At 71.3% G+C, this 11,815-nt stretch carries 8 protein-coding genes; 3 read left to right on the forward strand and 5 right to left on the reverse strand.

Annotation, left to right across the window (positions count from 1 at the left end; all coding sequences use genetic code 11):
* Nucleotides 1-82: 82 nt before the first annotated feature.
* Nucleotides 83-490 carry an SsgA family sporulation/cell division regulator gene (locus tag OHS57_RS15430; RefSeq protein WP_328582302.1) on the forward strand — a complete coding sequence of 136 codons (408 nt, stop codon included), beginning with the start codon at nt 83-85 and terminating at the stop codon, nt 488-490.
* Nucleotides 491-578: 88 nt separating this feature from the next.
* Here the strand turns inward: OHS57_RS15430 and OHS57_RS15435 are convergent, their stop codons facing one another.
* Both OHS57_RS15435 and OHS57_RS15440 read right to left on the reverse strand, forming a co-directional pair.
* The gene (locus OHS57_RS15435) at nt 579-2,834 is read right to left on the reverse strand and encodes an MMPL family transporter (protein ID WP_328582303.1); all 2,256 of its coding nucleotides are present in this window, start codon (nt 2,832-2,834) and stop codon (nt 579-581) included.
* Between the two features lie 93 nt (nt 2,835-2,927).
* Complete coding sequence (locus OHS57_RS15440) at nt 2,928-3,500, reverse strand: TetR/AcrR family transcriptional regulator (protein ID WP_041988844.1); 573 nt, start codon at nt 3,498-3,500, stop codon at nt 2,928-2,930.
* A 215-nt stretch (nt 3,501-3,715) separates the two neighbouring features.
* Here OHS57_RS15440 and OHS57_RS15445 point away from each other — a divergent pair, with 215 nt between their 5' ends.
* Complete coding sequence (locus OHS57_RS15445; protein WP_328582304.1) at nt 3,716-7,081, forward strand: S41 family peptidase; 3,366 nt, start codon at nt 3,716-3,718, stop codon at nt 7,079-7,081.
* A gap of 554 nt (nt 7,082-7,635) precedes the next feature.
* Here the strand turns inward: OHS57_RS15445 and OHS57_RS15450 are convergent.
* From OHS57_RS15450 to OHS57_RS15460, 3 genes are read right to left on the reverse strand one after another with little or no spacing between them, the layout of a single operon-like run.
* Nucleotides 7,636-8,541, reverse strand: coding sequence for an SDR family oxidoreductase (locus tag OHS57_RS15450; RefSeq protein ID WP_328582305.1), 906 nt, complete (start codon nt 8,539-8,541; stop codon nt 7,636-7,638).
* Nucleotides 8,538-9,446 carry an alpha/beta fold hydrolase gene (locus OHS57_RS15455; RefSeq protein WP_328582306.1) on the reverse strand — a complete coding sequence of 303 codons (909 nt, stop codon included), beginning with the start codon at nt 9,444-9,446 and terminating at the stop codon, nt 8,538-8,540. Before OHS57_RS15455 ends, OHS57_RS15450 begins: the two co-directional genes overlap by 4 nt.
* Nucleotides 9,443-10,966: a flavin-containing monooxygenase gene (locus tag OHS57_RS15460; RefSeq protein ID WP_328582307.1), complete on the reverse strand. Its 1,524-nt coding sequence runs from the start codon at nt 10,964-10,966 to the stop codon at nt 9,443-9,445. Before OHS57_RS15460 ends, OHS57_RS15455 begins: the two co-directional genes overlap by 4 nt.
* Before the next feature lie 185 nt (nt 10,967-11,151).
* On the opposite strand from OHS57_RS15460, the gene OHS57_RS15465 reads away from it, so the two are divergent.
* Nucleotides 11,152-11,787 carry a MerR family transcriptional regulator gene (locus tag OHS57_RS15465; RefSeq protein WP_041996061.1) on the forward strand — a complete coding sequence of 212 codons (636 nt, stop codon included), beginning with the start codon at nt 11,152-11,154 and terminating at the stop codon, nt 11,785-11,787.
* Nucleotides 11,788-11,815: the final 28 nt, after the last annotated feature.

The raw sequence follows: 11,815 nt of genomic DNA on the forward strand, positions 1-11,815 counted from the left end.
CCGCGCCATTCGTGGTCGAATTGAGATGTTTGTACTATTAAGGGCAGCACAGGCCCCCCACAGGCCCGCAGAGGAGCAGTCGATGTCACCCGCCGTCGAACAGCCCGTCACCGCCCGACTGATATCGGACGCGCCGCACCACAAGACCGTCGCCGTCACCCTGCGCTACGACAGCGACGACCCGCTCGCCGTGCGGGTCGTCTTCCCGCCCGAGGTGTCCCTGGACGACGACGAGGTGGTCTGGACGTTCGCCCGTGACCTGCTCAGCGGCGGACTGCGCGCGCCGTCGGGCGACGGCGACGTACGGGTGTGGCCGTGCGGCCGGGTGCAGACCGTGCTGGAGTTGCACGCGCCGGAGGGGGTGGCGGTGGTGCAGTTCGACACGGCGCCGCTGCGGCGCTTCCTCCAGGCCTCGTACGCGGCGGTCCCGGCCGGCCAGGAGCAGGAGGAGCTGGAGATCGAGCGGCACATAGGAAACCTGCTTCTCTGAGACCGGTGAGGTCCCAGAGAAGCAGGTGGGTGAGCGGGTCGGACCCGAGGGGGCTCGGACCCGAGGGGGGCTCAGGCCCGAGCGGGGCTCAGACCCGGGCCAGCTCGCGGTCCGTGTCCGGGCCGCCGTCGCCGCCCGGATCGGCGAGCCGCTTGCGCAGCTGTTCGCCCTCCACGTCCACGTTGGGCAGGATCCGGTCCAGCCAGCGCGGCAGCCACCAGGCCCGGTTCCCGAGCAGCTTGAGCACCGCGGGCACGATCGCCATCCGGACCACGAACGCGTCGAAGAAGACCGCGACGGCGAGCCCGAACCCGATCATCTTGATCATCGAGTCCCCCGCGCCGATGAACCCGGCGAAGACCGCCGTCATGATCACAGCGGCGGCGGTGACGACCCGCGCCCCGTGCCGGAATCCGGTGACGATCGCCTGGTCCGGCGCCTCACCGTGCACGTAGGCCTCCCGCATCCGGGTGACCAGGAAGACCTCGTAGTCCATGGCCAGGCCGAAGACCACCCCCACCATGAAGATCGGCATCATCGACATGACGGGTCCGGTCTGTTCCACCCCGAGCAGACTCGCGAGCCAGCCCCACTGGAAGACGGCGACGACGGCGCCGAGCGCGGCCACCACCGACAGCAGGAAGCCGAGCGCCGCCTTGAGCGGCACGAGGATCGACCGGAAGACCACCATCAGCAGCAGGAACGCCAGACCGACGACCAGCGCCAGATACGGCAGCAGCGCGTCGTTCATCTTCTGCGAGAAGTCGATGTTCATGGCCGTCGCACCGGTGACCAGCACATCGGCCCCGCTGTCGGCCTTGACGGTGCCGCCCGCGTCCCTGATCGAGTGGACCAGGTTCTCCGTGCCGACCGAGGACGGCCGGTCCTTGGGCACGACGGTGATCGTCGCCGTGTCGCCCGCCTTGTTCAGATGGGCCGGGGTGACGGCGGCGACGCCGTCCAGCTTCTTCACGGTGTCGGAAACCTCGGTCGCCGCCGCCTTGGCGTTGTCGTCGGCCTTGCCGTCGACCACGACCACCAGCGGCCCGTTGAAGCCGGGGCCGAAGCCGTCCGACAGCATGTCGTACGCCTTGCGCTGGGTGGTGCTGACGGGCTGCGAGCCGTCGTCGGGCAGGCCCAGCTCCAGCGAGGCCGCCGGAATGGCGATGGCGCCGAGGCCCAGGACGCCCACGATCAGGACGGTGACGGGCTTGCGCAGCACGAACCTGGCCCAGCGGGTGCCCAGGTTGGGCCGCTTCTCGGCCTCCTCGACGCCCGTACGGTCCGCCTCGCGCTTCTTCGCCAGCGCGCCCTCCAGCGCCGTACGGCCCTTGCGGCCGTGCACCCGCTTGCCCGCGAAGCCGAGCAGCGCGGGGATCAGGGTGAGCGCGATGAGGACGGCGATCACGACGGTGCCGGCGGCGGCGAAGCCCATCTTGCTGAGCATCGGGATGTTGACGACGGCGAGTCCGACGAGTGCGATGACGACGGTCAGCCCGGCGAAGACCACGGCGGAGCCCGCCGTGCCGACGGCGCGGCCCGCCGCGTCCTCCCGCTCTCTGCCCTCCGCCAGCTCGGCCCGGTACCGGGAGACGATGAACAGCGCGTAGTCGATACCGACGGCGAGCCCGATCATCGAGGCGAGGATGGAGGTGGTGGAGCCCAGGTCGAGCACGTTCGCGAGCGCGGTGACGGTGGAGACACCGACGCCGACCCCGATCAGCGCGGTGAGCAGCGGCAGTCCGGCCGCCAGCAGCGAGCCGAAGGTGATGACGAGGACGACCGCGGCGACGGCGACCCCGATGATCTCCGTGGCGCCGGTCTCCGGTGCCACCTGGAGCGCGTCTCCGCCGATCTCGGTGGTCAGCCCCTCCGCACGGGCCTGTTCGCCGGTGTGTTCGAGGGCGGCACGGGTCGCGTCGGTCAGCTCGGCCGAGCTGACCTTGTAGGCGACCTCCACGTACGCGGTGGTCTTGTCCTTCGACACGGCGTTCTGCGTGTACGGGTCGCTGACCGAGGAGACCTGCGCCGAGCCGGCGGTGAGCCGGTCGGAGATCTTCTTGACCTCGGCCTTCTGCGGCGCGTCGGTCATCTTCTCGCCGGTCGGCGCCTTGAAGACGACTCTGGCGGTCGCTCCGTCGCTGCTGGACCCCGGGAAGCGCTGGTCGAGCAGGTCGAATGCCTTCTGCGCCTCCGTCCCCGGGATCGAGAAGGAGCTGGAGGTGGCGGTGGACGCGGTGGCGGCGCCGAACCCGGCGACCGCCAGGAGCGCCACCCACACCAGGGCGACATAACGGCGGCGCCGGAAGGCGAGCCGTCCGAGTTTGTAGAGGAACGTGGCCACGAGGCGCACTCCCGGGTCTATGGAGGGATCAGGGCATGGGGAGCCGGCCCGACGACGAGAGCGGTACGTGTCAGGTGGTGCGGGGCAAGGCGGTCAGACGACGAGGGCGGGGAGCACCACGGCGTCGAGGTAGTCGACGAGGAACGCCCGGTCGACCGACCGGTCCTCGATCAGCTGCCGGGCGATGAGAGCACCGACCAGCATGTGCGGGACGTACGGCAGCGCGGGGTTGTCCGCTGCCACCTCGCCCCGGGTCACAGCGCGCTGCACCAGCTCGTTGATCCCGTTCATCTCGGGTTCGACGAGCAGTTCGCGCAGCGCCTGGTGGAGTTCTGGGTTGTCGTGGACGGCATGGAGAAGACCCCGCATCAGCGCGGCGTCCTGTTCCATCTGACAGTCGTCCGTACGGATCACCATCGCGTGGAAGTCACCGCGCAGCGTGCCGGTGTCGACGTCGTGCACGTCGACGGGCTTGCCGTGCCGCAGCGCTCGCGCGACCAGTTCGGGCTTGCTCCCCCACTGGCGGTAGAGGGTGGCCTTGCTCGACCGGGTGCGGGCGGCGACGGCGTCCATGGTCAGACCGTCGTAGCCCACGTCGCGGAGCAGGTCGAGCACGGCCGCGTACAGCTCAGCCTCGCGCTCCGGTGTGAGTCTGCTGCGTGCCATGGTCAACCCCCTTCCCCGCTTCCGGCCGTCCCGAACGAAACGGTTTCGTACAGCTGATATGACGATAGCCCTCCGGAATAAGGAACGGCACCGTTTCGTGTGTGGAGTCCGCCACAACCGTCAGCCCCGTATAAGTACGTGACGTGTAAGTACAGGACCTGTAAGAGTCCGGACCACGAGTTGCCGCCGCCCCCGCACCCCGAAAGCATTGGGGGGTGAGTGACGACGTCGCGTATCTCCGTTTCCCGCATCTGCACGACGACTTGCTGTGCTTCGCCGCCGAGGACGATCTGTGGGTCGCCCCGCTCGTCCCTGAGGGGCAGCGGCCGGGGCGCGCCTGGCGGGTGACCGTCGACCGCACGAGAATCGGCCACCCGCGGTTCTCGCCCGACGGCAGCCAGATCGCGTACACGACCTGGCGCAGCCTGGACCCGGAGATCCATCTGGCCCCCGTGGACGGCGGTCCGCCGCGCCGGATCGGCTACTGGGGCTCGACCGACACCCGGGTCTGCGGCTGGACGCCGTCGGACCGGGAGGACGGTACGGCGCAGATCCTCGCCGTCTCCTCGCACGGCCAGCCGTTCTCGTACTACTCCTGGGCCTACAGCGTCCCCACCGACGGCTCCCCCGGCGGCAAGCTCCCGTGGGGCCCGGTCTCCGACATCGCCGTGGCCGACGTCGACGGGGAGCGCAAGACGCTCCTGCTCACCGGAAAGCCGCCGCACGAGCCGGCCGCCTGGAAGCGGTACCGGGGCGGGGCGACGGGCCGGCTGTGGCTGCACGGCGAGCGGCTGCTCGCCGACATCGGCGGCCATCTGGAGTGCCCGATGTTCGTGGGCGGCCGGATCGCCTTCCTCTCCGACCACGAGGGCGTCGGCAATCTGTACTCCTGCCTGCCGGACGGCACCGACCTGCGCCGCCACACCGACCACGACACGTTCTACGCCCGGCATGCCTCGTCCGACGGGCGCCGCGTCGTCTACCAGTGCGCGGGCGAGCTGTGGCTGGTCGACGCGCTGACGCCGGACTCGCAGCCGCGCAAGCTGGCGGTACGGCTCGGCGGGCAGCGCGCGGGGCGGCGCGGCTATCAGGTCCCCGCCTCGCAGCACGTCGACGGGCTGTCGGTGGACACGACGGGCCGGGCCAGCGCCGTCGTCGTACGGGGCAGCCTGTACTGGCTCACGCACCGCGACGGCCCGGCCCGGACCATCACGGACACCCCAGGCGTACGGGTCCGCTTCCCGGTGATGCTCGGCAGCGGCGGCCAGGTCGCCTACGTGACGGACGCGGACGGCGCCGACGCGATCGAGATCGCGTACCTGCCGCGCGCGAGCGGCGACCGGCCGCCGCGCAGGCTGGCGTCCGGGCAGCTCGGGCGGGTGCACGAGATGGTGGCCGACCCGGACGGCGAGCGGATCGCGGTCGCCTCGAACGACGGTCGGCTGCTGCTGGTGGATGTCACGGACGACGATGCCGCGCAGAGCGGGGAGACGGCTGACGCGGGCGAGCCGTCGGAGGTCACCCCCGAGTCCGCGCCGGGCGAGGTGACCGAGCTGATCAGGTCCATCAACGGCCCGGTCACCGATCTGGCGTTCTCGCCCGACGGCGACTGGCTGACCTGGGCGCATCCGGGCGTGGGCCGCTCGCTGCGGCAGATCAAGATGGCGAAGATCAGCGGCAGTTTCGCCCGTACCGTCGTGGACGTCACCGACGGCCGCTTCGAGGACGAGAACCCGGTCTTCACCAGCGACGGCCGCTATCTGGCCTTCCTGTCCTGGCGCGGCTTCGACCCGGTGTACGACGTGCACACCGGCGACCTGTCGTTCCCGCTGGGCAGCCGCCCCTATCTCGTACCGCTGTCGTCCGCGACCCCCTCGCCGTTCGCGCTCTCCCCCGACGGCAGGCCGGCGGCCGGCGGGCTCGATCCCGCGGTGGGCGAGGCCGACTCCGGTGACGGCACGGTCATCGTGGAGGTCGAGGGCCTGGCGAGCCGGGTCACCCCGTTCCCCGTCGCCGCTTCCAAGTACTCGGCGCTGTACCCGGTCAGCGGCGGCGGTCTGGTCTGGTTGCGCTGGCCGATCTCGGGCGCGCTCGGCGAGACGTTCGCCAACCCCGCCGACACCTCGGGCCGGCCGACCCTGGAGCACTTCGACATCGCGAAGGCCCGCAAGAGCGAACTCGTCGCGCATCTCGACTGGTTCACGCCCAGCGGCGACGGTACGCGTCTGGTGGTCATGGACGACGACGAGCTGCGCGCGGTCCCCGCGACGGAGCTGGGTGACAGCGACTCGACCGTCCATCTCGACCTGCGCAGGATCCACCACGAGGTCGACCCCGAGGCGGAGTGGCGCCAGGCGTACGAGGAAGCCGGCCGGATCATCCGCGCCTACTTCTGGGAGCCGCAGATGTGCGGCGTCGACTGGGACGCGGTGCTCGACCAGTACCGCCCCCTGGTCGAACGGGTCGCGTCCCCCGACGAGTTCGCGGACCTGCTGCGCGAGGTGGTCGGCGAGCTGGGCACCTCGCACGCGTACGTGTCCCCGTCCCGGCGCAACGAGGGGCCGCGCCACTACCAGCGGCCGATCGGGCTGCTCGGCGCCAACCTGGTGTGCAGGGACGGCGCTTGGGTCGTGCAGCGGATCCTGCCGGGCGACTCGTCGGACTCCAAGGCCCGTTCACCGCTGGCCGGGACGGGCATCAGGGAGGGCGCGGTCCTCACCCATGTCGACGGGCGGCCCGTCGACCCGGTCGCCGGACCGTACCCGCTGCTGACGGCCGCCGGCGGCACCACCGTCGAACTCACCTTCAAGAAGGCCGAACCGAGCCCGCTGGACGACAGCTCCGACGCCGCGCACTCGCGCAGGGTCGCCGTCGTGCCGCTCATCGACGAGCGCCCGCTGCGCTACCAGGACTGGGTGGCCAAACGGCGCGAGGTGGTACGGGAGATCAGCGGGGGCCGCTGCGGCTATCTGCACATCCCCGATCTGCACGGCTCAGGGTGGGCGCAGTTCAACCGGGACCTGCGCCTTGAGGTGTCCCGCCCGGCGCTGATCGTGGACGTACGGGGCAACGCGGGCGGCAACGTCAGCGAGCTGGTCATCGAGAAGCTGACCCGCCGCATCCTCGGCTGGGACCTCACACGCGACGCGCAGCCCGTCTCGTACGCCTCGAACGCGCCGCGCGGCCCGGTCGTCGCCATCGCCGACGAGGCCACGTCGTCGGACGGCGACATGATCACGGCGGCGTTCCGGCTGCTGAAGCTGGGACCCGTGGTCGGCCAGCGCACCTGGGGCGGGGTGGTCGGCATGACCGGCAGGCACGAGCTGGTCGACGGGACGGTCATCACGGTCCCGATGAACGCCGCGTGGTTCGACGCGTACGGCTGGTCCGTCGAGAACCACGGCGTCGAACCGGACATCGAGGCGCTGCGCACCCCCCTGGACTGGGCGGAGGGCCGCCACGCGCAGCTGGACGACGCGGTGTGGGCGGCGCTGGACCTGCTGGCGGCGCACCCGGCGGCGACACCGCCGGGCTACGGCGCGGTCCCGGACCGCAGCCGCCCGGCGCTACCGCCACGGTGACGCCGTCCGGCGCGGTGTCGCCGTCCGGCGCGGTGTCGCCGTCCGGCGCGGTGTCGCCGTCCGGCGCGGTGTCGGTTGGCGGTCTTGGTTGCGGTTGTCGCCGGGGGCCGTTCCGGGGAGGCGTCCTGCGCTGCATGATTTACGGCGCGTACTCCCGAGACGCGGAGCCACCGCCGAGATGCGCCACAAATCACGCTCTACGCTCCGGACACCACCCCTGCACAACCCCCTTCAGCCCGGCTGCCACGAATCGGCTGCCCCGCGACCACCAAGGGCCGGCGGCCGGGCGTTCACGCCAGGGACGTACCCCCGGCCCGCAGGGCACCGCTTGCCCGCGCTGACGCGGGCGGCTGGGTGGGACCCACCGGACGGGAGGGGGCCGGGGCCGGAGGAGGGGGGTGTCCGGACGTAAAGCGAAGGAGCTCATGCGACAAGCAGTCCGGACACCCCCCTCCGCAGGACCCGGACACCGGCACACGCACAACCCGGCGCAGCCAAAGCCCGCAACCCCCGCCGGACGGCGACAACGCCGGACGGCGACACCGACGGGGCCGTCAGTGGGGCGACCCCGTGGCGTTCTCCGCGCGGCGGCGCTCGTCCGCCGCTCCACCCGCGCCCACCAGACCCTTCGGCACCCCCGCGAGGCGCGGTGCGAACCGGCGCATCTCGCGCTGACCCACCGTGGCGATCACGCCCGGCAAATAGCCCCGCACGGACTGCATCCCGCGCAGCCACCACTGCGCGTACACATGGGCGGAGCGCCGCTCGATCCCCGCGACGATCCGGTCGACGGCCGGGCCCAGCGGGTACGTGCGGTTCGACGGCCACGGCAGCCGCTGCCGCAGCTCCCGCATCACGTCGTCCTGGTCGGCGCCGCGCACCATGTCCGTGTCGGTCCAGGACAGATAGCCGACGCCGACCCGCACCCCCAGGTAGCCGACCTCGGAGCGCAGGCTGTGCGCGAACGCCTCGACGCCGGACTTGGACGCGCAGTACGCGGTCATCATCGGCGCCGGCGTGATCGCGGCGAGCGAGGCAATCTGCAGGAAGTAGCCGCGGCTCTCGGTCAGTGCGGGCAGGAAGGCGCGGGCCGTGACCGTACCGCCGATGAGGTTGACCTCGATGACCCGCCGCCACGCGTCGGGGTCGGAGTCGATGAAGGGACCGCCGCTTGCGACCCCCGCGTTGGCCACGACGATGTCGACCTTGCCGAAGCGCTCCTTGACCTCACGCGCCACCTCCGCCATCGCGCGGTGGTCGGTGACGTCGGCGTGCCAGTACTCGCTCTCGCCGTGCAGCCTGCCGGCGACCTGCTTCAGCTCGTCCGGCTCCAGGCCGACGAGCGCGACCGTCGCGCCACGGGCGGAGAGCTTGCGGGCGAGCAGCTCCCCGACTCCGCGCGCGGCGCCGGTGACGACGGCGACCTGCCCGTCGAGTCCACGTGGCCGGTTCCCACTCATACGGCGTCCTCCTTGGTGGTCAGATGCGCGCCGACCAGTTCGCGGATGCGCGCGGTGACGAGGTCGGGCTCCTCGACCGGTGACATGTGGCCCATCCCCGGGACTTCGGTGAGCCCGGCGCTGCGCGGCAGCCCGGCCTCGATCGTCCGTGCGTGGACGGGCGGGGTGAGCCGGTCGGCCGAGCCGACGATGATCGCGGTGGGCACGGTCAACTCCCGTACGTCCGCTTCGAGATCGAGTTCGTCGAGGACCCGCGACCAGGCGACCCTGGCGGGGCGCGGACAGGCGTGCACGATCCGGGCGCACTCCGCGATCTGCTCGGCGGTCGCGCCGGGGCCCATCGTCCCGTACCGCAGGATCCGCTTCGAGAGCGCCGTGACGGGTCCGAGCGGGGCGGGCGAACCGAGGAGCTTGCGGGTGAACCAGGTCCGCATGCGGCCTGACCGCAGCGGCACGATCAGCGATTCGGTGACCAGCAGCGAGCAGCCCGTGCTGCACAGCAGCGCCGCCGCCACATGCTTGCGGAAGGCCGGTCTGCGGGCCGCCGCCATGATCGTCATCCCGCCCATCGAGTGCCCGGCGACGACGGCCTTCTCCCCGTCCTTGAGGGTGGCGCTCAGCACGGCCTCCAGATCGTCAGCGAGGGCGTCCGTGCTGTAGCCGAAGCCGCCGTCGGCGGGCGGTGGCGTACGGCCGTGGCCGCGCTGGTCGTAGACGATCACGCGGTGGTCGACGGCGAGGTCGGTGATCTGCGCGGCCCAGAAGCGGATCGAGCAGGTCCAGCCGTGCGAGAGGACGACTGCGGGCCAGTCGTCCGCCCCGTAGACCTCCACCTGGATCTTCGACCCGTCCGCGGACACGACCACTTGGTCGCGATGGGCGGGCCTGACGAGCTGTGTGGTCACAGCGCCGCCTCCTTCACGGTCTCCGCGGCGCGGGCCCGGTCCGGCCGCAGCACGTCGTACTCGACGAGCCGCACCTCACGGGTCGCCTTGCGGAACTCCGTCGTGGTGCCGGGCCAGATGGTGGTGTTGCGGCCGTTGGCGTCGAGATACCAACTCGTGCAGCCCCCGGTGTTCCACACCGTGCGCTTCATGCGCTCCTGCACCCGGTCGTTCCAGGCGCCGACGGCGGCCGGCTTCGGGTCGAGCGCCACCCGCTCACCGGGCGCGGCGAGCGCGTCCAGCGCCTTGAGGTAGTCCGCCAGATAGTTCAGCTGGGACTCGATCATCAGGATCATCGAGGAGTTGCCGAGGCCGGTGTTGGGCCCGATGACCGTCATCCAGTTGGGGAACCCGGCCGCCGTCGCCCCGCGCAGCGCCTCCATCCCGCCCTTCCACGCCTCGGCCAGTGTCGTGCCGCCCACACCCACCACGCGCTGGGCGATCGGCATGTCCGTCACATGGAATCCGGTGCCGAAGACGATCGCGTCGACCTCCGTCTCCGTACCGTCGGCGCCGACCAGCGTGGAGCCGCGCACCTCGGTAAGACCGGCGGCGACCACATCGACATTGGGCTGCGCGAGCGCGGGGTAGTAGGCGCTGGAGAGCAGGATGCGCTTGCACCCGATCCGGTACGAGGGTGTCAACTTGGCCCGTAGTGCCGGGTCCTTGATCGCCTTCGCCATGTTGGCCTTCGCGATGGACTCCACGACCCCCAGCTCGTTGGGCCGCTTCGTGAACGCCTGCACCTGGAGCTCCCTGATGCCCCAGAGCAACTGCCGCCGCACGGCGCCGGTGACGGGCACCTTGCGGTGCAGCCAGCGCTCGGCCGCCGAGATGGCCCGGTCGGCGCGGGGCATCACCCACGGCGGCGTGCGCTGGAAGAGCGTCAGCTTCGCCACCTCCGGCTGGATCGCCGGCACGACCTGGATCGCGGAGGCCCCCGTACCGATGACGGCGACACGCTTGCCGCGCAGGTCGTAGTCGTGGTCCCAGCGGGCGGAGTGGAAGACCTTGCCGGGGAAGGTCTCCAGGCCCGGGATCGCCGGGATCTTGGGATCGGACAGCGGCCCGCCGGCGGAGACGACGACATCGGCGGTGAACGTCGCGCCGTGCGCGGTCTCCAGCTCCCACCGCAGCTCGTCCTCGTCCCACCGGGCCAGCGTCACCTCATGGTTGAGCCGCAGATGCGGCCGAAGGCCGAAGGTGTCGGCGACGCGCTCCAGATACGCCCTGATGTGGCGCTGGCCGGAAAACGTGCGTGGCCAGTCGGGGTTGGGCGCGAAGGAGAACGAGTAGAGATGCGAGGGGACGTCACAGGCGCAACCGGGGTAGCTGTTGTCACGCCAGGTCCCGCCGACGGAGTCCGCCCGCTCCAGGACGACGAAGTCGGTGACCCCCTCGCGCCGAAGCCGGACCGCCGCCCCGAGGCCGCCGAATCCGGACCCGATCACCGCCACGCGTACGTGCTCGTGCTGACTCAAAATGCTTCGCCTCCCGCACTCCTGCCACCGGCGTCACCGGGCAGCCCACTCCCGAACCGCGCCAGTAATCACTGGCACTATCAGGAGACTAGAGCAGCTTCCTACCCATGGGTAGTGGGCGTGCCAAACAAGTTACCGGCGGTACGGCATAAGGTTGCCAAGTGGCAGGCGAACGCGAATACCGCATGGAGGAGCTGGCAGAGGCAGCCGGCATCACCGTCCGCACCGTGCGCTTCTACCGCGAGCGGGACCTGATCCCGCCCCCGCGCAAGGAAGGCCGTATCGCCTGGTACAACGACCACCACCTGGCCAGACTGCGCACGATCGCGGCCCTGCTGGAACGCGGCCACACCCTGACCGGCATCGCCGACCTCGCCTCCACGTTCGAAAGCGGACGCGACGTGGGCGAGGTGCTGGGCCTGGGCGAACCGACCGAGGAAACCCCGGTCCACCTCTCCCCCGAGGAGCTGGCCGACTACTTCGAGGGCGAGGTCACCCCGGAGAACCTGGCCACGGCCCTGGACCTCGGCTACCTCGCCACGGACGGCGACGAACTGGTCCACATCAGCCGCCGTCTCCTGGACGTCTCGGCGGCCCTGGTCCGCGAGGGCGTCCCCCTCGCCGCGGTCCTGGAAGCGGGCCGTCAGGTCCGCGCCCACGCCGACGCGCTGGCGTCGCTCTTCGCGACGACGCTGCAAGCCCACGCGGGCGACACGGACCCGGCCAAGCTCCGCCCGCTGGCGAAGAGCGTGGTGGAGGCGGAACTCTCGATGGCCCTGGACCGCCACCTACGCGCTACGCGCGACGACACCGGGACTTGAGGCCGCGGACGGCTGCGGACGGCTGCGT

Source organism: Streptomyces sp. NBC_00370 (assembly GCF_036084755.1).
Classification (GTDB): Bacteria; Actinomycetota; Actinomycetes; order Streptomycetales; family Streptomycetaceae; genus Streptomyces.